This is a genomic window from Chloracidobacterium thermophilum B, assembly GCF_000226295.1.
GTDB classification, from domain to species: Bacteria; Acidobacteriota; Blastocatellia; order Chloracidobacteriales; family Chloracidobacteriaceae; genus Chloracidobacterium; species Chloracidobacterium thermophilum.
In genome coordinates, this window is sequence record NC_016024.1 from 920,718 (window position 1) to 943,155 (window position 22,438).

At 60.7% G+C, this 22,438-nt stretch carries 11 protein-coding genes; 5 read left to right on the plus strand and 6 right to left on the minus strand.

Annotation, left to right across the window (positions count from 1 at the left end):
* Nucleotides 1-190: 190 nt before the first annotated feature.
* Nucleotides 191-2,389 carry an AAA family ATPase gene (locus tag CABTHER_RS03885; RefSeq protein WP_228374070.1) on the plus strand — a complete coding sequence of 733 codons (2,199 nt, stop codon included), beginning with the start codon at nucleotides 191-193 and terminating at the stop codon, nucleotides 2,387-2,389.
* On the opposite strand, the gene CABTHER_RS03890 is transcribed toward CABTHER_RS03885, so the two are convergent.
* Genes CABTHER_RS03890 through queD form a run of 5 tightly spaced genes read right to left on the minus strand, consistent with a single transcriptional unit; the run spans nucleotide 2,386 to nucleotide 10,955 of the window.
* Nucleotides 2,386-4,920 (minus strand): glycogen/starch/alpha-glucan phosphorylase, encoded by a 2,535-nt coding sequence (locus CABTHER_RS03890; RefSeq protein WP_014099284.1) that lies wholly within the window; start codon nucleotides 4,918-4,920, stop codon nucleotides 2,386-2,388. The genes CABTHER_RS03885 and CABTHER_RS03890 overlap by 4 nt on opposite strands.
* Nucleotides 4,921-4,952: 32 nt before the next feature.
* Nucleotides 4,953-5,432, minus strand: coding sequence for a hypothetical protein (locus CABTHER_RS03895; RefSeq protein WP_014099285.1), 480 nt, complete (start codon nucleotides 5,430-5,432; stop codon nucleotides 4,953-4,955).
* Between the two features lie 21 nt (nucleotides 5,433-5,453).
* Complete coding sequence (locus CABTHER_RS03900; RefSeq protein WP_014099286.1) at nucleotides 5,454-9,275, minus strand: PD-(D/E)XK nuclease family protein; 3,822 nt, start codon at nucleotides 9,273-9,275, stop codon at nucleotides 5,454-5,456.
* A 60-nt stretch (nucleotides 9,276-9,335) separates the two neighbouring features.
* Nucleotides 9,336-10,562, minus strand: a complete 1,227-nt coding sequence (locus tag CABTHER_RS03905) for an MFS transporter (RefSeq protein ID WP_228374071.1) — start codon at nucleotides 10,560-10,562, stop codon at nucleotides 9,336-9,338.
* A 15-nt stretch (nucleotides 10,563-10,577) separates the two neighbouring features.
* Complete coding sequence (queD, locus tag CABTHER_RS03910) at nucleotides 10,578-10,955, minus strand: 6-carboxytetrahydropterin synthase QueD (protein WP_014099288.1); 378 nt, start codon at nucleotides 10,953-10,955, stop codon at nucleotides 10,578-10,580.
* 222 nt (nucleotides 10,956-11,177) lie between these two features.
* Between queD and CABTHER_RS15475 the strand changes: the two genes are divergently transcribed.
* Complete coding sequence (locus tag CABTHER_RS15475; protein ID WP_014099289.1) at nucleotides 11,178-15,323, plus strand: protein kinase domain-containing protein; 4,146 nt, start codon at nucleotides 11,178-11,180, stop codon at nucleotides 15,321-15,323.
* Between the two features lie 115 nt (nucleotides 15,324-15,438).
* Here the strand turns inward: CABTHER_RS15475 and CABTHER_RS03920 are convergent, their stop codons facing one another.
* Nucleotides 15,439-16,428, minus strand: a complete 990-nt coding sequence (locus CABTHER_RS03920) for a quinone oxidoreductase family protein (RefSeq protein WP_014099290.1) — start codon at nucleotides 16,426-16,428, stop codon at nucleotides 15,439-15,441.
* A 71-nt stretch (nucleotides 16,429-16,499) separates the two neighbouring features.
* Between CABTHER_RS03920 and CABTHER_RS15480 the strand changes: the two genes are divergently transcribed.
* The 3 genes from CABTHER_RS15480 to CABTHER_RS03935 are packed head-to-tail and all read left to right on the plus strand — an operon-like array spanning nucleotide 16,500 to nucleotide 22,317.
* Nucleotides 16,500-20,198 (plus strand): protein kinase domain-containing protein, encoded by a 3,699-nt coding sequence (locus CABTHER_RS15480; RefSeq protein WP_187288412.1) that lies wholly within the window; start codon nucleotides 16,500-16,502, stop codon nucleotides 20,196-20,198.
* Nucleotides 20,195-20,803, plus strand: coding sequence for a PH domain-containing protein (locus tag CABTHER_RS15485; protein WP_014099292.1), 609 nt, complete (start codon nucleotides 20,195-20,197; stop codon nucleotides 20,801-20,803). Before CABTHER_RS15480 ends, CABTHER_RS15485 begins: the two co-directional genes overlap by 4 nt.
* Nucleotides 20,800-22,317 (plus strand): PH domain-containing protein, encoded by a 1,518-nt coding sequence (locus tag CABTHER_RS03935; RefSeq protein WP_014099293.1) that lies wholly within the window; start codon nucleotides 20,800-20,802, stop codon nucleotides 22,315-22,317. The genes CABTHER_RS15485 and CABTHER_RS03935 overlap by 4 nt, the downstream gene beginning before the upstream one ends.
* The last annotated feature ends 121 nt before the right edge of the window (nucleotides 22,318-22,438 follow it).

Consider the following 22,438-nt stretch of genomic DNA (forward strand, 5'->3'; position numbering starts at 1 on the left):
CAGGCGGTTCCGGCTTGTTCCCCGTTACCTGCTCTTACCCCCATCCCCTTCAGAAGTCCTGCTCTGGATACCGCTGACAGCAATCTGCCACAGCGTAGGGCAAGACTTTTTTCGCATGGGACGGCACGCGCATGCGATAGTGGAAGTGGAACCACCACGGAGGCTCTACCCCCACGCCGGCCAGCAGGCTGTGGTTCATCTTGCCTTTGTGACACCCGAAGCCATGGATATTGCGGAAGCGCGCGCTGCCAATGTACGCGGCAACGAACATCTGCAACGTGGGGACTATGCGGCTGCCATCGCTGCCTACCGGGAAGCCATTGCCTGTGACCCGCATGCGCGGGCTTATCCACGTGAGCGGGGTATCATCCACGCCAATCTCGCCTACGCCTTGTTTTTGGCCGGAGACCTTGACGCGGCCTGCGAGGCGTACCACACGGCAATCCGGCTGGAGCCACGGCGGGGCACCTATCACAATGAACTGGGCGATGTTCTGTTTCGCCTTCAGGATTGGTCAGCCGCGCTGGCGGCCTATCACCGGGCGGCGCAGTCGGAAACGTTTTTGCGGGCTTACCCGGACGCGCCGGGACTGATTCAGTACAACTTGGGTCTCACCTACTGTCAGCTTGGCGACCTTGAAGCCGCACGGCGGCATTTTGCAGAAGCCCTGCGCCGCGAACCCAAAAATGAAACCTACCGTGCGGCTCTGGAGCAGCTTGGCCCGTTGCCTTCACCTGCGCCTTCATCGGCATCAGTCATCCAATCCAGAACACAACCCGGCGGGCGTCCGACCTTTGCCCACGTTGGGGGATACCAGGAAGCCAAGCAGACCATTGCCCAGGCCGTACGCATTGTGCTCGAAGCCGAGCGGGCTGCGCAGTATCGCATTCACCTGAACGGCATTCTGCTCATTGGCGGGCCGGGCAGCGGCAAGACCTTTCTGGCGGAAGCGACAGCAGGTGAGTTTCAACTGCCGCTCGTGCGCGTCACCCTCAGCGAAGTGACCTCGAAATGGTCGGGAGAAGGCGTCGAACGTCTGCGTCAGGTCTTCGAGCAGGCGGCGCAGCGCGCTCCGTGCCTGTTGTTTTTTGACGACTTCGAGGGCCTGGCGGCCAACCTGCGCGATACGGAGTCCAACATCGAGCATCGCCGCTTTCTGGAAGCCTTTCTTCAGCACATCGAGCAGATTCGGCAGAAACCGGGCGTGGTGCTGATGGCGGCAACCTCCCAGCCGGATGTACTGGATGCAGCAATGGTCCGTCCCGGACGGTTCGACTGGCGCGTGACGCTGCATCCACCGGAAGTTAACGAACGCCGCGCCATGCTCGAAAACCTGCTGCATGCGCGCCCCATTGGAGACATCAACTACGAGCACTGGGCGCAGCGCACGGCCGGGTGTACGGCGGCTGACCTGGCACGGCTCGTCAACACCGCCGCCCTGGAAGCTTTTGCTGCCAATCAGCCGATTGCCGACCACCACCTGGCGGCGGCGCTGGCGAAGTTTGAGGCCGATGAGCGTTTCGTGGGCGTGCGCCGCTCCTGGTCAGACATTGTATTGACAGAAGAAGTACGGGCGGCGTTTCGCCTCATCCAGCATCTGCTGGAAAACCCCGAGGCCGGGCAGTCCTTTGGGCTGACCCCGCCCCGTGGGGCCATCCTGTACGGCCCGCCGGGAACCGGTAAAACTACGCTGGCGCGTGTTCTGGCACACGAGGCGCGGTGTAGCTTCTATGCCGTGACGCCGAGTGACATCTACGCCAAGTGGGCCGGTGAATCGGAACGTCGCGTCACGGAGCTGTTTCAGCGCGCCCGGGCGCATCGTCCGAGCATTATCTTTTTTGACGAAGCCGATGCCTTGTTTGGCGCGCGGTCTGCCGCTGCGGCTGAGGCTGCCCCCCACGTCAACCGTGTCCTGAATCAGTTTTTGGCCGAGATGGACGGGCTGCGGGCCAACGACCGCCTTTTTATCCTGGCGGCAACCAACCGGCTTGACCTCATTGACCCCGCCATGCTGCGTGCCGGGCGCCTGTCAGAAAAAATCCACGTTCCGCTGCCGGTGCAGGAACAGCGTCTGGCGCTCTTCAGGCTGTTTACCCGGACCATGCAGCTTGATCCGTCCGTGCGGCTGGAGGAACTGGCTGCTGCAACAGCCGGGAAATCCGGCGCGGACATCGAGGAACTCTGTCATGCGGCGGCACGGGTGGCGTTTCTCCGGTATGTGGACCGGTCCGTGCCGTCACCTCAGCCGCTTGTGACCGGAGAAGACTTCCAGGCAGCGATGTCACTGCTGGGAATTGCGGCTTCTCCTGCGCCATCTCCGCCGCCCCCGGGAAAACAGCCGGACCTGACATCGCCTCTGCTGACCGAAGAAGCGGCCCTGACACCTTAAACCTCACAAGTCACCATGTTGACTGGCACTGGTGAAACTCTCCAGATGGATTGGGCATACTCCTGGATTGTCCGGTCACTCGAAAACTTGCCCATTTTGGCTGTATTGAGAATGGATTTCCGTGTCCATTGGTCCTGGTCAAGGTAGGCCTGTGCCACGCGCTCCTGACATTCGACGTATGCACGATAGTCAGCCAGAACGAAATACTGATCGCCCCCTTCGAGCAGGGAGAACAGAATTGGGTGAAAAAGCTCTTTGTCCAAGGGGCTGAAGTATCCGGCGCCGATCATGTTGAGTATTTCGTTCAGCTCTGGATCGGAGTGGAAGTAGTCCCAAGGTGAATAGTGTGGCTTGAGCTTAGCGATCTCCTCAACGGTGAGTCCAAAAATGAAGATGTTATCACGTCCAACTTCTTCAGCAATCTCAATATTGGCTCCGTCGAGTGTTCCAATAGTCAAGGCACCGTTGAGAGCAAACTTCATGTTGCCAGTGCCGCTGGCTTCCATACCGGCCGTTGAAATCTGTTCCGAAAGCTCAGCTCCCGGCATGATTTTTTCTGCCAGAGAAACACGATAGTTTGGAAGGAAAACAACCCGCAGGCGGTCTCTTGTGACCACATCGTGGTTGATGATGTCAGCAACAGCATTGATAAGGCGGATGATGAGCTTTGCCAGACGGTAACCTGGAGCTGCTTTTCCTGAGAAGAAAATAGTTCTTGGCACTATGTCGAGATTCGGCTGGTGGCGGAGGCGGTTATACAGCGTGATGGCGTGAAACAGGTTAAGCAGTTGCCGCTTGTACTCGTGGATTCTCTTGACCTGGCAATCGAACAGAGATTGTTTGTCTATACGTAGCTTGTGTTTCCACGTCTGGTTGACGACTTCAATAAGAATATCCTTACCGTCCTGCTTGACTTTTTGCCAGGCCTGCCGGAAACCCGGATCATCGGCAAAGGGAATGAGTTTTTCCATCTCATACAGGTCGGTCATCCATTTGTCGCCAATGGCTTCTGTGATGAGAGAGGCAAGTTGAGGGTTACAGCATGCCAGCCATCTCCTTTGCGTGATGCCGTTTGTCTTGTTTTCAAACTTTTCAGGAAACATCAGCGCAAAATCCCTGAACAGGTCGCGCTTGAGAATTTCAGTATGCAGTGCTGCCACACCGTTGACCCGGTGTGAGCCAACAATAGCCAGATTGGCCATGCGTATGGACTTGGGACGAATGCCGGGCACCGGCTCTTCAACAAGAGAGACTCTTTGGACAAGCTCTTCATTATTGGGGTACCTGACTCTGACGTCCCGGAGGAAGTGGTAGTTGATGTCGTAGATAATCTCCAGGTGACGTGGCAGAACCTTGCCCAAAAGTTCAACGGTCCATTTTTCCAGTGCTTCGGGAAGCACTGTGTGGTTAGTGTAAGCGATTGTCGCCTGGGTCAGCTCCCAGGCTTTTTCCCAGGGGATATTCTCTTCATCAAGAAAAATGCGCATCAGCTCGGCGATAGCAATGGCTGGGTGTGTGTCATTGAGCTGTATGGCTACTTTGTCAGGGAATTCGTCGAAAGTTTTTCTTGTCTTCTTGTAGCGTCGGATAATGTCCTGAAGTGTGGCGGCAACGAAAAAGTATTCCTGTTTTAGCCGAAGTTCTTTGCCTGAGTGCCGGTTGTCATTTGGGTAGAGAACCTTTGAGATGGTTTCTGATTCTGTTTTGCTCCTGACGGCGCTTATGTAATCACCTTCATTGAAGTGGTGGAAGTCAAACTCGCGTGATGCTTTCGACGACCAAAGCCTTAGTGTGTTGACATTTTGGACACCATATCCGGGAATAGGCGTATCATAAGCCATAGCCAGAACCGTTTCGGTTTTGATCCATTTGTGAGCAATTTTGCCGTTCCCGTTTGGAAATTGGACTACCTCCCCGTAGTAGTGGACGGGATAGAGCACTTCCGGTCGTGCAATTTCCCACGGGTTTCCGTACCGAAGCCAGTTGTCTGGCTGTTCGACTTGCTCACCGTCCTTGATCTCCTGGTTGAAGATACCGTACTCATAGCGAATACCATAGCCGTAGCCGGGCAGTGCGAGTGTCGCCATGGAGTCCAGGAAACAGGCCGCCAACCGCCCAAGCCCCCCATTGCCAAGTCCCGCATCTGGTTCAGTTTCCTGAATGTCTTCGAGCCGGTAGCCAAGGTCGAGCAGCGCTCTCCGGCATTCTTCCTTGAGGTTGAGATTGACAATGGCATTGCCCAACGTGCGTCCCATAAGAAATTCCATGGAGAGGTAATAGACCCGTTTGGCATCAGCCCGGTAGTAAGTATCCTGAGTGCGCAACCAGCGTTCAATGAGCCGATCACGAACGGCATAGGCCAAGGCGAGATACTGATCCAGATGGGTCACGGTAAAGCGGTCTTTGGCGAGTGTAAATTCGAGGTGGTCAAGAAAGCTCCGCTGTATGGCTTCGGCGGTCAGTCCGTGATAACTCTCATACGCTGAAAGATTGGCAGCCGATTCTGAAAGTGATGTTTTTACTTCGGACATAACAGTTTCTCCCTTCCTGGATTGAAAAATGACTAACGTCCGCCTGAAGCCTGTGCTGGCAGAGGAATCAATCTTGAGAAGACGAACCTTCCCAGACAGGCCAGAAAGATACAGGGAATGGGTGCTGTAAACAAGGCAACTGTGCGTGGAATCAAAGCCCTATAGCCAATTTCCGTTCCTTCCTTGATATTCAGTGAGTCCCAGTGCAGGAAATATGAGTTCTGCAAATTTCCTATCAGGCTTGCAAAAGTCATTATCCAGATGAGAATTTCTGCAAATTCAGCGATGATGAGACCAATGAGTACGGTTTCTGTCCAGCTAAATCTGCCAACCGGTGACGACAATGCCCCGAAGTAGAGTGAACTGAGTAGCATGGTGTTGACGATGGAAAACATGGCATTTCCACGCGGTGCATAGGGGACGCCTGAAATTCCAATGATGGAACGCCCCATTGCAATCAGAAAAATCACAATGAGTGGCATCTTCACAAAGCTGAAAACTTTTAGAAACATAATGTTTTTGCCTTGACCGACTTACACTGTCTTACACTGTTCCGTCACTCTTCTGTGTTTGCGTTGGATTCTGTGTGTCTCATAACGGCAAACCGGCTTGAAATCACAAAACCGGCATTCTTCCGGTCCACGTGACGGGAGCACCTGAAAATGCCCTTTTTCGATTTTCTCTTTGTACTTCCACACATAACCCAGGATTGACTCATAGGTTTCCCTGAATTCTTCTTTTGAAAGGTAGTAGTGCTTCTGCTCCTTTGGCAACAGTTCTTCGCCATCGATTCGGTAGAGTCCATTACTGCAGCGGGGAGTTTTTGTGATGGAGTAGTATCCACCTCCAATGACAGGTTGGAGCGATGGAAAACACTTCTCTATTGATGCCAGGTAAATTGCAATCTGCACATCACGTCCTTTCCTCATTTCATCAATGGAAGTTCCTTTTGAAAGCTTGTAGTCATAGACAATGAAAAATTCCTGCTCTTTTTCTGCCTGAGGCAATTTTGCTTTCAGCACATCAATTCTGTCAATCTGGCCCCGGAGGAGAATTTTTTGCCCCTGTTTGTTCATGAGTTCCAGAGGTTGCGAGACAGAGGATTCATCAGCTCCGGTTATCTTCATACCGAAAGCCAGCTCTGTGATATGTCGTGTCGCTTTTTTGTCGTAGGATAGTTCCTCAGCAATCAACTGTTCCAGAAAGGTGATCAGGATACGTTTTTCAATTGCCCATATTTTCATGTTGAGGGGCGGAATGTGTTGCTCATACTGTACAAATACTTTTTCAGCGATTTCTCTGAGACGGGTGAGTGCTGTTTCAGAGCCTGTGCTCTGGTGTGGCAGGGGCCCGGCCCGGTAAAAGTCGCGCAGAATGTCGTGGAGAAGCCGTCCGCGTTCTGAAGCTTGCAGATCGAGTGCGGTGCTGACCCTGGGGTGCAACCGGAGGACGCGGTGGGCAAAGAAACGGAAGGGACAGGCGGCATACTCATTGAAGGCTGTGGCGCTGAAGACGTGCTGTTCCCCGAACCGTTTGTTGAGTTCGGCCTGCAAACCCTGGTCTTCAATTTGACCGTCAAAAGGCGTCCAGAGATGACTGTACCGGTCTGCTTCCACCTCCTGGCGCTGCCGGAGATTGTCCGACAGCCATTGTTGCTGCTGGACATATTCCTGCACGGCTTCCAGTTGTTCGGTCGGGGATAACACCAAGCGGCCATTTCCTTCCATTTGGGCAGCGGAGTCCGGTTCTGAAACAAGTTGCGTGGTCGTCTGTCCACGGCGCAGTCGGGCCTCTGCGGCGGCGGTCTGGCGGAGCAGTTCGTGGCGCGTGGTGGCTTCCAGAAACGTTGCGCCGTCGTAGCCCTTGGCAACCAGAATGCGGTGCGGCTTACTGGAGTCTGTGGCTGACTTGGAGTTCGTGGCCAGCTCGAAGTCCGTGGCCGGCTCGGGGGCCGTGGCCGGCACGAGACGCTTGATTTCGGCCAGAAACGAGGACGGGACAAGTTCCTGGTCTTCCGCGCCGACGGTCGGATAGGAAAGGTGGACGGCCTCAGTTGCCCGGCACACAACCTGGTAGAAATAGTGTTCTTCCTTGACCATGGTGGCCGGGGAGATGTCTTCCAGAACAAGACCGTCTTCCTTGAGGCGTTCGCGCTCGGCGGGCGGATACAACCAGTCGCCCGGCAGCCGGGGCGGAAAGCCGCCCTCAACCATGCCGGGAACGAAGATGATGGGAAAATGCAGGCCGCGAATGGTGGTGACTTCGAGAATGTGTACTGCGCCAAACGTTTCCGGCTCGACGCGCAAGGTCAGGTCATCGAGTGCCTGCAGGATGTCCGACAGAAAAACCGCCAGTGTCATCCGGGCCGGCTGGCTACCGTCAGCCGTGGCTGGCTCACCCAGCGTGGCGGCAAGGCTTCGGGTCGCCAGCCGTTCGGCATCGGCCACCGCGATGGCTGCACGGCGGACTGCCTGAAGCCCCCGCAGGTCAAGGGTGGCCTGGAGACGTTGCTGTGGTTGACCGATGGCTTTCTGGATGTTGGCTTCAAGCGCCTTTTCGTAGGAAAGCTGGCTCAGGGCCTGCTCAATGGCTGCGTTTAGCTCGCCAGCCGGGCCTTCGATGGGAATTTCCGCCAGGATTTGCCCCAACTCCCGCAGGCTGCGCCCGGCTTCCTGCAACTGCGTGGCCGTGACGGCATCCGGGCGAACCATTGGCTCGCCTGACTCCACATCGCTGCCTTCGCCGGTTTCTTCTTCGTCTGCTGTGGGAGAACTGCTGTTCGCTTCCGTCGGCGGGAGAGCTTTTGCCAGGCATTCGGCACGCTTCAGCCAGTCGGCAAGGTGGAGTTGTTCACCAACAAAAGCCACGACGTTTTCAATGTCGTCGGCAGACATCTGGTGTCCGGGAAGCGTGAAATAGTCACTTTTGAGAATGTCGATCAGCCGGCTGACCGGTATCCGGTCGGGCGTTGTGTCCCCAAGGGGACGGTCGGCGGCTGCGGCGACGAGCTTGAGCCAGGCACGTACGGCCGGGATGTCGGTCACGGGCAGGCGTTCGTCAAGGGCATAGGCAATTCCTTCATCACTGAGCACCCGCCGCAGGTGCGCCCCGTAGGTGTCCCGGTCGCGGAGTACGATGGCGATGTCGGCCGGCGACCGACGCTCTTTACGGACATACCGCTTGATGGTTTTGGCAATGTGGCGAAGTTCGCGTTCGATGTCCGGCGCCACGGCCAGAAAAACCGGCACTGGTGTGTCCGGTGGGGGCGTAAACGCCGGGTTGAACAGTCCCAGGCGCAGAACATCAAGACCCGGAGCCGTGGGCAGGCGCGTCACCGGCTGGCTGCCAGTGCGTTCGTGAAAGATGACCTCCCGGCAACCATCACCCATCATTTCCCGAATCTTGGCGATGGTTTCGTGGACGGCAGCAAAAACGGCGGGATTGTCGGCGTCGTCGTCGAAGTTAAACGTCACGCGCGGTATCCGTTTGATGAGGCGGCGCAGAATTTCGCCCTGTACCGGCGTGAGGTCGAAGAACCCATCCACGATGAGCCACTCAACCCCATCCAGCAACGGGGTCTGGCAGGGAAGTCCATCGAGGCTGCCGTCGAGGGCGGCCATGGCGCGCAGGTAATCGGCATCACTCTCGGTGAACTTTTCTGTGGCGGCCGGGAACTGATCCGTATGGGATGGATGCGGGCTGTTTTCGGGTATGCCGCCATTCAGCGCCGTGGCATAGCACCGCATGATCTGCGCCACATCCCGTTCATAGCCATAGATTTGTTCGGCTGACTGCGGAGAGGGAGGGGGCGGTAAGCTCTCTTTGAGGCGTGCAATCCGGTTTTCGACGATGTCCGTAAACTCGGCAGCGGTTTTTCCGGCGCGGGTGATTTCACCGATAAGCCGCGTGACAGAAGCCACACAGCCGCGCGCCGTAGCCAGTTGGCCGAATGCCGGAAGCTGTCCACGCCGGGCAAGCTGCCGCATCAGTTGGGCGATGAGCGGACGGCGCAGCGGATAATCCTCTGCGCTGATGTCACGGCGGTAAGCCACCTTCTGCCAGCCGATCCCCTCGTGTTTGACGCGCGCCGTCCGCAGCAGCCGCCGGAGGAGACCGTTGAAAAGATACACCGGTAGCCCATCGAAGACGCCCTTTTGTCCAGCGAGGATTTCCAGGGAAATGGCCTTGAGCATGGGACGCGAGGCCACGAGATAGATCACGCTGTGGCCGCCGACCGGTGCGCCCGACCGTGACCCCTGCTGAAGGTACTCCCTGACTTCTTTCAGCAATTCCTGACGTTGGTTGCCCAGAAGCGGGCCACGCCAGATGGTATGCCCAACCTTCGTCGTGCTCATCGTTGTCACTCCTGTGCCCGGTACGGCTGGAAACTGACAGCCAGGAGGATGGCTGTCAACTCACGACCGGGCAGAGGCTGTTGTTTTGACCGCCACAAAGGCCAGGAATACGGCGGCAGCCAGCGCCGCAACGGATGCCCCGGTGACGAAGGGGGACGCCACAGAGACGTGTTTCATCGCATAGCCGCACCAGGCCGGGGCCAGAATGCGCCCCAGGCTGGCAACGGAAGCGGCCACCCCCAGCACTTCCCCGCGTTCGTCCTCGGCAGCGCGGTTGGTGAGCAGGGCCAGCAGGGTCGGGTTGGCGAGCGCCGTCCCAACGCCCATGCCGCCACACAGCCAGACGAGTCCCGTAACGGTATCGGCAAATGGGGCAACAGCCAGCGTCACTGTCAGCAGTCCGATACCAACCGCAAAGATGGTGCGCTCTCCGAAACGGTGAACCAGCGGACGGATACAGCCACCCTGCACCACCGTCATGGTGAGACCGAGAAAGGCAAACAGGTAGCTGTTGTCGCGTTCCCCAAGGCCGAAGCGGAGGTTGGTGTAGAGCGGAAGCATCATCTGGTAGCAGGATGCCGCCACGATGAACAGAAAATTGATGATGAGCAGGGACCCAAGCTGTGGGTGCCGGAACCAGTTCCCCAGCGAGGTGATATGCCCTTCCTGGTGCTGGAGGGTGGCTTCGGCGCGCTGTTCGGGGGACAGACTTTCCGGCAGCAGCCACCACATCACCAGCGCATTGCTGAGTGCCAGTCCGGCGGCGACATAAAACGGCGTGGCCGCATCGGTGTAGTGGGCAATGATGCCGCCCAGTGCCGGGCCAATCGTGTAGCCCAACCCAATGGCCGCGCCGATGAGGCCCAAGCTCTGGGCGCGTCGCTCCGGGGGGCTGACATCACTGGCGTAACTCATCGCCAGCGCCGTGTTGCCGCCCGTCACCCCATCCAGGGCCCGCGCCAGAAACAGGACGCCCAAGGCAAACGCGCCATCCGTCAGCAGCGAAGCTGCTCCGGTGGCGGCGGCTGCCACCGCCGAGCCGCCCATACAGGCCAGCAGTAGCGGCTTGCGCCCTTTGCGGTCTGAAAGCCGCCCGATGGCTGGCGCAAAGAGCAACTGGGCAATGGAATACGAGGCCAGCAGCCATCCGACGACCACTGCCGAGCCGCCAAAGGTGCGGGCATAGGTGGGAAGAATGGGGATGACCATTCCCCAGCCAATCTGGTCAACCAGTGTAACGATAAAAATCAGCAGCGATGCCCGCCGCGCCTGGTCTGGACTCGACATCATAAGCATCCACTCTTACGCATTGTCTGGTGCCTCACCGTAGTAGTGGCAGGCCGAAGTGCAGGTTTCGGCAATGCTCACCCGATACAGACAAGGTAAGGCCGGCGCGAGCCGTTCCCAAATCCAGCGGGCGAGGATTTCACTGGTGGGATTTTCGAGTCCGGGAATGTCATTGAGGTAGTAATGGTCCAGTTGCTGGCGGATCGGCTCAAAAGCCTGCCGGATGGCGTCGAAGTCCATCAGCCAGCCCAGTTCGGGATCGACTTCACCGCGCACGACAATCTCCACACGATAGCTGTGGCCGTGCAACCGCCGACACTTGTGGTGGGGCGGGACGTGAGGCAGATGATGGGCGGCTTCAAACGTAAAGGTTTTCGCCAACTCGACACGCATAGTCCGCTGTAAACAACTGGAAAACTGAAGGTGATCTTACGCACAATGCCTGTGGCGTCAACGTACGGCCGAATGTCGGCAACAGCTTGACGTGGCCCGACTGCGGCCCATACCGTTTAGGGCGCGCACACTCAACGAAACCCTCGACTCGTTATCTTTCACCGTGATGAGCTGCATCTGAAGCCACTCCAGGATGTAGGTGATCACGCCCTTGGCCTGCACATGACCGAACGCGAGTCGCCGCCGATGGAAATGACCGATGACCAGCCCGACCCGCTGCTGGGGATGACGGTGGACGGCAAGTACCGCATCGAACGGGTGCTTGGCGTGGGCGGGATGGCCACGGTGTATGCGGCCGTGCGGCTGCAAATTGGCGACACGGCTGCCATCAAGGTGCTTTCACCGGAGTCAAAATCCGTTCCGCTGGCGGTCGCCCGTTTCCAGCGTGAAGTGCGCGCTGCGGCCCGGATCAAACATCCCAACGTCGTGTCCATCTATGACTTCGGGACGCTGCCCGATGGCCGCGCCTACATGGTCATGGAGTACATCACCGGGGAGTCCCTGCGGGAAGAACTCAAGCGGGCGGGGCGTCTGTCTCCCGAACGCGCCGTGGCCATTATGACCAGCGTGTGCGCCGCCATTCATGCTGCCCATCAGGAAGGGATTCTGCACCGCGATCTCAAGCCGGAAAACATCATGCTGGCGCGCATGCGGGATGGGAGCGAAGTCGTCAAAGTGGTGGATTTCGGCGTCGCCGAGCTGCATGAGCAGGCGGCTACGTCAGCCATGACAAAGCTGACCGAATACGGGCTGATGGTGGGGACACCCCACTACATGTCGCCGGAGCAATGCCGGAGCGAGCCGCTCGATGTGCGGTCGGATGTGTACAGCCTGGGCATCATTCTCTACGAACTGCTGACCGGCAGTGTACCGTTCAATGCCCGGACGGTTTCAGCCGTCATCATCCAGCAGGCGACGGAAGCACCGCGCCGTCCGCGCGATTTGAACCCGGAGCTGAGTTGGGCGCTGGAGCATGTCGTGCTGCGGGCGCTGGAGAAAGACCCGGCGCGTCGGCCGCAGACGGCAGCCGAACTGGCCCAGGACCTGCAGTTGTCGCTGACCAATGTGAGGGCCACGGGGTCGTTCGGTTTTTCCGCCCCACCGGCCCGTGATACGACCGGTTCACTGCCGCCGGTGACGTTCGGGAGCACTTCCGAGCACCTCACGCCGCGCTCCCTGGTGGTACGCCGGTCGGGAACACTCCGCTACGACAGCCTGACCGGGATTCGGAACCTGACCTTTCTCAAGCAGGAGGTGGAAAGTCTCGTTGCCGCCCGCCGGACGGCTTCGCTGCTGCTGGTGGGGGTGGATGGCATGAAGGCCGTCAACGACCGCTTCGGCTACACCGTGGGGGACAGCCTGTTGCGGGAACTGGCCCACTGGCTGCGTGAGCACGTGGGTGAACTGGGCATTGTGGCGCGGCTGGGCGGGGATGAGTTTGCCATCCTTCTGCCTGGCAACACGGCGGCCGACGCCATCGTGTTTGCCGACCGGATGAAGCAACGCCTGGCTGAGCAACGGTTCCTGCGGGCTGAAGTGACCGGGGGACTGCCGGTGCAGGTGACGATTGCCGTGGTGGTGTCGCCGGATGATGCGGTCACTGGTGTTGGCCTGCTCGATGTGGGTGGGCAGGCACTGGCAGCGGCGAAGCGGCAGGTGCCGGGGGGCATTTACCGGCAGGGGCTGGATGAATCCACCCTGCGCGCCCACCCGAACTTCAACGCCTTTGTCGGTCGGGAACGGGAACTGCAACGGCTGCGGGAAATGTTTGACCGGACGGTGGCCGGGCGCGGACAGCCGGTGCTGGTGCTTGGCCCAACGGGAATCGGCAAAACCCGTCTGCTCCAGGAATTTCGCCGCCAACTCGCCGGTCAGGAAGTCACCTTTCTGACCATGCCCTTCTACGAGGCTGGTCAGGGGACGCCGTACAAGTCCTTCTACGACAGCCTGCGGGGAAGCTTGCAGTTGCTGCTTGAAGCCAATGAGCCGCCGGTCGTCCAGCAGATTCTCGGTCCGCTGGCCGAGCGGGTGTCGCTGGAGTTTGCCACCGAGGACGGGTTTCTGCACTTCTGCGATTCCGTACAGTCGGAAAACCAGCACGAGCGCTATCTGGCCTTTGACTATCTGGTGGCGCTGTACGCGGCGCTGGCGCACCAGCAGGTCACGGTGCTGTTTGTGGATGACGCGCATTTTGCTGATGAGCTGAGCCTGGATTTGCTGGCGTATCTGGCGCGCTCAACCGTTGGGCAACGACTGATGCTGGTGCTCACGGCGCGGACGGAAGTGCTGACCGAGCAGCATCCCCTGCGCAACTGGATGCGGGCTGTCAATCAGTCGGTTGGGTATCAGTCCCTGACGCTCGAACCGTTGTCTCTGGAGGAGTCCACGGCGCTGCTCCACACGACGTTTCCCAATCTGAAGGTTGCCAGCAGCACTGTGGCCCGTCTGCATGCGGAGACCCGTGGCAATCCGTTCTTTCTGGCCGAGATCCTGCGCCACCTCGTGCAGACCCAGCATATTGTGCGTCAGGAAGACAGTTGGGTGTTTCCGCCACTGACGGATGTCTCCCTGCCGCCGTCGGTCGTAGAGGTCGTTGAGGCTTCCTTTTCGCGTCTTTCTCCGACGGCTCTGGAGTTGTTGTCCCAGGCAGCGGTCATTGGCATGGACTTTACCTTTGACCTGCTCGTGGAAGTGACCGAGCGCCCGGAACGGGAAGTTCTGGCGGCGGTCGAGGAGGGCCTGGCGCAGGGCATCATCACCGAGTTGACCGAAGCCGAGGAAGACAGTTACCGCTTTCGCCACGGAACGGTGCAGAAGGTGCTTTACAACCGGCTCAACCGGCGGCGGCGGCGCACAACGCATGCCGCGGTGGGATATGCGCTTGAAAAGGCGACGACCGTGACCGGGCGCAGCAGCCGCCTGGCGGGTGAACTGGCCTTTCACTTCTACCACGCGGCGGAGTATCTCCCCACCCTGCGCTATGCCGCCCTGGCCGGAACTCATGCCTGGCGGAGCTGGGCCATTGATGAGGCCCTTAAGTTTTACGGCTGGGCCGAAGAAGCCGAGCGCCGGTTGAACATCCTGGTGGATGTCATCTTTGATGAGAAGCAGGCATCATTCGACAACGTGCCCGTAGAGCAACTGCGGCTCATTGCCGACTTCAACCTCAACTACGGGCAGATGCTCATTCACATCGGCCGGCTGGATGAGGCTGAAAAAAAGCTCCAGCTTGCCCAGACCCTGGCGCGTCCTTCCCAGGACGAGCACCTGCGGGGCAAGACGCTGGCGGCGCTTGGTGAACTGTGCGAGGCCCGGAGCGAGTACTCCTCGGCGCTGCTCTACTGCCACCAGTCCCTTGAAATCCTGCGGCGCAAGGGCGACAAACGCGCCGAAGCCCGAACGATGGCAATGATTGGTACACTGTACGACCGGCTGGGGCAGTTGGCGCGTGCGGCTGATGCGCAGGAAAAAGCTCTGGCGCTGGCGCGCGCCATCCGGGACCGCCAGATTGAAGCCATTGCCCTGCGGGAAGGGAGCTTCGTCCGCGCCCGGCAGGGATTGTTTGCCACGGCGGTGGCGCTGGCCAAAGAAGGCATTGCCGCTGTGGAGCGGCTGTCTGACCCGCTGGCCCTCTCGATTGCCACCAGCATCCTTGGTTTTGCCCTGCGCTCCCAGGGCGACTACGAAACCGCCATAGGGCATTTTCAACGGGCGCGCCAGCTTACCCAGGAACTGAATCGGCCCCGCAGTGAGTGCATTGAACTCATTAACATCGCGGAATGCCACATCGGGTTGGGAGAATCCTCCCTGGCGCTCGAAAAGGCCCAGACGGCGCTGGATATTGCCCTCAGGATTGGCAACCGTCAGCTTGAAGGGCTGGCAACGCTGACCATTGGCCGCGCCTATCGCCAGCGGGAGGAACTCGGTGCAGCCGTGGTGTGCTTCCAATCAGCCCTGAAGCTGCTTTCATCCATCAGTGACCGGGCGGCCGAGTGTGATGCGCTGCTGGCGCTGGCCGATTGGCACTGTCTGGACCGGCATCCGATTGAAGCTCTCGAACTGATGCACCAGGCACTGGCGGTACTGCCGGATGAAACCGCCCGGCCGTGGCAGTGGCGGATTGCGGTGATGTTGGCCCGTTGCCACCGGCTGTTGCGGCAGGTGGATGTTGCCCGGACTGATCTTGAGAAAGCGCGCGCCATCATCGAGGCCCTGCGGAGCAATCTTGATCCAAGTGTGCCTCCCGACCGCTTTGCGCGGGTAACACGGGCCTTTGACGAGGAATGGGCGGAAGTGTACGGCCAGTGAGGCCCGCCCTGCCTTCACCAGCACGCCGTGAGACAACAGGGGCACCCTGCAAGTAGGGTCGGCTTTCCGGCGGCTGTACCTTGTCTGGTTTTACGCCGTCCTGCCTTTGGCTGGCTCAATACCGCTCCGTAACCAGCAACAGTTTGCCCATGACAGTACGGCTTTCCAGTTGTTTGTGGGCGGCAGCGGCGGCAGCAAGTGGAAAGGTAGCCGCAATTGGCACTTGAAACGTGCCGTTGGCAACCTGCGCCAGAATAGCTTCAAGGTCAGTTCGTGCCTCCGGGTAGCGCCCGGCCGCCATGAGGTTGCCCAACTGGAAGCCGTAGATGTGGGCATTCTTGGGGTAGAAATCCCGTACGTTGATAAGCGACGGTTCGAGTGTCACATTCGCCAGTGCGGCCACTCGTCCAAAGGGAGCCAACGCCTTGAGTCCATCGGCAAAAGTCTGCCCGCCGACCGTATCGAGAAAGGCCGTCACGCCCTTGTTTTCAGTGATGTCCCGGAGGGCTTCAAGGAGGTTGATTTCGGCGTAGTTGACCAGAATGTTCGCGCCGAGACGGGCGGCAAAGGCCAGTTTTTCCGCGCTGCTTGCGGCCGCAATGACCGTCGCCCCGACGTGGCGCGCGATCTGGATAGCGGCTGTCCCGACGCCACTGGCGGCAGCCGGAATGAGCAGCGTGTCATCCGGGCGCAGCCGGATGAGGCGGTGCAGGCAATACCACGCCGTGAGCCAGTTGACGGGCAGCGCCGCGGCCGTCGTCGTGGTGACCACTTCGGGAAGCAAAGCGACTTCATCCTCGTGCACGACGGCTTCCGTCACATAGAGACCCTTCCGGTGGCCAAAAATGACAACCCGACTGCCAACCGGTAGCCGGGCGGCACGTGACTCCACCACCACGCCAGCCGCTTCGAGTCCCGGCCGCGCCGGAGGCTGCGCACCATGGTAAGCTCCGGTGCGGAGCAGGATGTCAGCCCGATTGACGCCAATGGCCTCAATCGCCACACGGATCAAACCGGGTTCAAGGGCTGGGGTTTCTTCCGTAATCAGGTGGAGGACATCAGGGCCGCCAAAAGCTTCAACGATGATGGCTTGCCGTGTGGGCATACGGGTTGGAGATGTACCTTTCGTCAGGTGATGCTGTGCTGTGGCTGCAAAGTGTATGTTCCCGCACAACCATGCCACGGCTGCACCGGATTTGGCTACTCGGTCTGTGGTGCGTGCTGGCCGGGTTTGCCGGGGGGATAAGAGCTGACCCACGTCCTGTAACAGACGTTTCGGACGGGCCGCCGGTACGTCCGTTGACGCGCCTCTTCACCGGGAAAGACGGACTACCCCAGGTTTCCGCCATGAGCCTGGCGACTGACCGGGAAGGGTATCTCTGGGTGGCGACCCAGGATGGTGCCGCCCGGTTCGACGGACGCACCTGGAAAACCTTTGCCATGCCCAACCGCCAGCGGTCGAACTTCCTGCGGGTGTGCCTGCCCACTGGCGACGGACGCCTGTGGTTCGGACGCCAGGATGGCGGACTCGCCTGCCGCCTGCCCGATGCCACTTGGGAAAACGCGGATGAAACCACCGGGCTTCCGGCCGGTCGGGTCAATTGTCTGCTGGAGCGGACGGAAGGTGAACTCTGGATTGGCACGGAACGCGGGCTGGCCGTCTGGCGGGCAGCGACACGGCACATCGAAGTCCTGCCGGGTCCGCTTTCCGGCGAGAGGGTGCTCTGCCTGGCCAAAACTCCCGACGGCAGCGTGTGGGTTGGCACACCGAAGGGACTGGTTCGGCATGACGGACACACCTGGGAAACCATAACCGCTGGCCCAACCGGAAGTGTCTCGGCAGGTTACGTGGACGGGACAGGGGCGCTCTGGGTGGGGGGCAGCGAGGGACAGCTCTGGCGCCGGGAAAACCGTACCTGGCGGCGCTGGCCGCTGCCGATCCGCAGCCGCATCACGACACTGACCGAAACGACGCCGCCCCAGGGGGCACGCCGCCTGTGGGTTGGAACGGATGGTGACGGCTTGCTGTACCTGCTCCCGGACAATCCGCCTGACCTTCAGGCTGTACGGGCGTTCGATGCGGCGTATGGGCTGCCCAACGTCAGTGTCTGGAGCCTGCTCGCCCTGCCGTCCGCCACTCCGGGGCAGCACGTCGGGCTGTGGGTCGGCACGGATGGCGGCCTGCTCCAGGTTTCATTTACCGGCTGGGCCACACTCGACAACATCCCCACCCTCGCCGGTGCGAGTGTCTATGGGATGTGCGCCGTGCGGCGTCCCGATGGCGGAACCAACTACTGGTTCGGGACACGCGGCAACGGACTGGTTGGCTACGCGGATGGGCGCTGGCAGCAGCTCACCGTGGCCGACGGCCTTTCGACCAACACGGTGTTCAGTGTGCATGAAACCTTTGCGGCGCAGACCGGTCGTTCCCTGTGGATTGGAACGCAGGCCGGACTGTTCCGCCGACCGGCCGGGGGGCGGGTCGCGCCGGTGCGTGCCGTGCCCAAACTCGAACGGGCAAGTGTGCGCGGCTTTCTCGAATCGGATGACGGTCTATGGATTGTCACGGCCGGCGCCGGTCTGCTGCGCTTCGAGGCGGAGCGGTGGACGGTTTTCGACACCGCCAGCGGTCTGCCGACCGACAACCTGCACGCCGTTTGTGAAAGTGTGTCGCCCGCCGGCGAAAAAAGTCTCTGGGTGGGAATGGAAAACGGCGGACTGGCGCGGCTGGTCAACGGGCAATGGCAGGTGTGGCAGGCGCCGGTGCTGCCCAATAACACGGTCATGACCGTCCAGGTCATGGACTTTTCCGACGGACGGCAGTTTCTGTTTGCCGGGACGGAGGGCGGCGGCCTCGTTACGGCAGAACTCGATGGTACGCCACTTCACTTTCAGGTGTGGTCAGAGACGACGACGCCCGGCTTTCCCAACGACACGGTCTATCAGGTGCGCTTCGATGCGCAACGGCGCGCCTATGCACTGACCAACAAGGGCGTGGCGCGACTGACCTACCGGGGAAATGGCAACTTCACCATCGAAACCTTTGACACCGAAGACGGTTTGCCCAGCGGAGAGTTCAACGGCGGCGCTTCGATGGTGGACCCGCTGGGGCGCATCTGGGGTGGAACCCCCAACGGCGTGGCGGTATTCAATCCGGCGGCGGAGGCGCTGGCGTTGCCACCCCAACCGCCGAGGCTTCAGGCCGCAACCGCCGATGCCAATCCCCAAAGCTTTGCCGACGGACTGACGCTGCCCGCTCGTGTGCGCAGTCTGGTTTTTGAAATCTCAGCCCCGACGTTTATCGCCGTCTCGCGCCTGCGCTACCGAACCCATCTTGAAGGCTTCGATGAACAGCCAACTGACTGGGGTTCCGAGTCCCGGCGCACCTTCACCAATCTCCGGCCCGGCGAGTACGTCTTCACCGCCTGGGTACGTGACGGATACGGACGCGAGAGCCAGCCCACCCGGATACGTTTTCGGATTGCCACGCCGTGGTGGCTGACGTGGTGGGCGTGGGTGGGGTACGTGGGCTGCGGGTTCGGAGTGGTCTATGCCGGGGTGCGGTGGCGGCTGCGGGCGCTGGAGCGGCAGAACGCGGAACTGGAAGCGAAGGTGGCCGAGCGGACGGCGGCGCTGGCCGCCGCCAAGGCGGAGGTGGAGGCGCAGAATCAGGCGCTGGCGGCGGCCAAGACCGAAGTGGAGCGGAAGAACGCGGCGCTGGACGAGAAGGTGGCGGCGCTGGAGGCGAGCCAGCGGCGTGCCGACCGGATATTTTCGGCATTGGCGGAGGCGTTGCCGGGGACGGTGCTGGACGGGAAGTACCGGTTGGGGCGGAAGCTTGGGGCAGGCGGGTACGGGGTGGTGTTTGTGGGGGAGCATCTTGGGTTGCAGCGCGGGGTGGCGGTGAAGGTGTTCAAGCCGGTGGCTGGGAATGACAGTGCGGAGGCTTTGGAGCGGTTTCGGCGGGAGGGGTTGCTGGCGGCGCAGATACGGGATCGGCACGTGGTGGAGGTGGTGGATGCCGGGGTGTCCGGGGAGGGGATGGCGTATCTGGTGATGGAGTTGCTGGAGGGGTATGCGGTGCGGGAGGAAATGCGTGGTGGTGGGATGGGGGTGGAGCGGGCGTTGCGGGTGTGCGGGGCGGTGTGTCGTGGGTTGGCGGCGGCACACGCGGTGGGAGTGGTGCATCGGGATGTGAAGCCGGAGAACGTGTATGTGGACTGGTCGAGCGGGGAGGAGGTGGTGAAGGTGGTGGATTTTGGGATAGCGACGGTGCTGGAGCGTGGAGGCGTGGGAGGATTGGAGACATTGACGGGGACGGGGGCGGTGGTGGGGACGCCAGCGTATGTTGCGCCAGAGCGGGTGGTAGGGGGTGAGTATGACGGGCGGGCGGATGTGTATGCGGTTGGGGTGATGCTGTACGAGATGGTGTGTAGGGTGTTGCCGTTTGGGGGGCGTGGGGAGAGTGGGATACGGGTGTTGCTGGCGCACGTGCATGAAGTGCCGGAGCGTCCTGGGGTGTTGGTGGCGGGGCTGGACGAGGAGGTGAGCGGGTATATGCTGCGGCTGCTGGCGAAGGATGCTGGGGAGCGTCCGGCGGCGGCGGAGGCGGCGGTGGAGTTGGAACGTCTGGCCGACAAGGTGGCGGGCGGGGCAGATACAGTCCAGTCCGCGCCCTTGGGACGGTCAGCCGCGTTGTCGGACACGATGCGGGAGATGGTAGGTGGGAGGGTGGTGTCCGATGAGGCACCGACGTTGGCGGCTGCCACGTCGCCGGGGTTGCAGCCGGAGGCGACGCTGACCGAGGCGCCGGGGTCGGTGACTGCCCCGGCAGAGGGTGAGGACACCGCCGACACGACAGGTCAGCCACAATGACGGAATGGACACCGGAGACGGTTATAGCAGCGTCAGTAGCCGGGGAAGCTCCACAGACAACACCGGAGGCTTTCTCGGCGCTGGAGCCGGAAGTCATTGCTCTGTGGCGGCTCAATGGGGGTATTGAGTGGGCCATCCTGCTGTCCGTGACGTTCGTCATCATCACGGTGGGCAGCATCATGCTGTCTTTGGGACTGTGGTTCTGGGCGTTGCTGGCGGCCTGGGTGCTGGCACTGGTTGTGGCGGTGGTTCAGACCATCTGGTATCCGCCGCTGGCCTATCGCTATTCCGCCTACCGCATCACTGACCGCGTCATTGAAGTCCGGCATGGGGTGTGGTTTCGGGAGAGCCGTCTGATACCGCTGTCGCGCATCCAGCATATTGACCTGCGGCAGGGACTTTTTGAGCGGTCGTACGGCCTGGCAACCCTTGTCTTCCACACCGCCGGCATGCACGAGTCGAGTACGCCCCTGCCGGGCCTGGCTGCCGGCAAAGCCGCTGCCCTGCGCGACCAGCTCATCGGACAGCTTCACCACCGGCCGCTGCCGGCTTCCGTGACGCCACCTGATGCCCCGGAAACGACCAACGGAGACGCCACACTGTGAACGCCGAAGCCGCCTACCGGCTGCCTTTGGCCGGGCGACTTCATCCCTGGACGCTCGTGTTCGGCCTGTTTGCCGTGGCGCGCCAGATGTTGATTCCGCTGCTCTACTGGGTCTTTTCCGGCTTCAGTGTCTTTGGCACGTTGCTGGTGCTGACGTTTGGCATTCCCAACCTGTTGCTGGTTGTTGCCCGTTACTGGACCTTCCGCTACCGGGTGGAGCAGGGCGAGCTGGTCGTCGAGCAAGGCATCCTGCGCCGTCAGGAGCGGCACATTCCCCTTGCCAACATTCAGGAAATCCGCCTCGAACAGAACCTCATCCAGCGCCAATTGGGGGTTGCCCGGGCCGACATCGAAACTTCAACCGGCGGCGGCGTTGAAGCCTCACTGGCCCTGCTCTCCGTTGATGACATTGCCCGTTTGCGCCGGTGTGTGTTCGAGCACCGGAGCGAGGGCGTACCGCAAGCCGGAGCCCTGCCAGCCGAAGCGCCGGCCATTGCGGAAGTGCCGCTGGTGAGGCTGGGGTGGCCGGAACTGCTCATTGCCGGGCTGACCTCAAACGGCATTTTCACGCTGTTTGTCATTCTCGGCGCGCTGCTCCGGTTTGCCGAAGAATGGCTGCCGGACGCCGGACGGCGGGCTTTGCTCCGGGGGATCGAAGCGGCGGTTCGCGCACTTGGCGGCCAGAGTACGACCATGATGCTGACAACGGTCTTCCTGTCAGTGGCATTGCTCATGCTGTTGAGCGTGGCAGCTTCGGGCGTCATGACCGTAGTGCGTTTTTACGACTTTCGGCTGACCGAACAGGGAACGGCCCTGCGGCGTACCTACGGGCTGCTGACCCGTCACATCAGCAGTCTGTCACCGGCGCGGATTCAGTTGCTGGCCATTGAGCAAACCCCGCTGCGGCGGCTGTTTGGCTGGGCATCGCTGCGGGTGGATGTCGCCGGTGTGGCTTACGAGCGCCAGGAAGAGCAACAGGGGCGGGGGGTGCTGGTGCCGCTGATCCGCCCGGCGGCAGCCGAAGCCCTGCTGGCCCGGTTTATGCCCGGTTGCGTCATGGCGCCGGGTGCGTGGCGCAAGGTGTCGCCGCTGGCGGTTCGGCGCGGCATCCTGCGGCGTTCGGTGTGGCTGGTGGCGCTGACGGCCGCGGCGCTGTGGTGGTGGTCATGGCCGTATGGACTGTGGCCGCTGCTGGTGGGCTTGCCGGTCATCGGGCTGGTGAGCTGGCTGGACTACCGCGCCCGTGCCTATCTTCCCGGTGCACGCTACTGGTTCGTGCGGCAGGGATGGGCCAGCCACGCCGTGTATGCCATTCCGGTCAACAACATCCAGGCGGTGGTCGTGGCACAGACGCCTTTCGATCTGCGGTTGGGCTTGGCCACGCTCATCCTCGACACAGCCGGACAGACGCCGGTCATCATCCGGGACCTCCCGGTTGCCGAAGCCTGCGCGCTGGGGCGGCAGGTGGCGCGGCAGGTTGAAGACACATCAGGTCGCAAGGCAGTAGGTTTCTGACCTTCCCCTTTTGTTGTGATTGTTGCCGTGTGGACGCTTTGTGCTTGACAAGCTGTTTTTTTTTGCTCTCATGCAATAAACCCTTATGAAGTACAGGAAGCAACCCCAATGCCATCCAAAC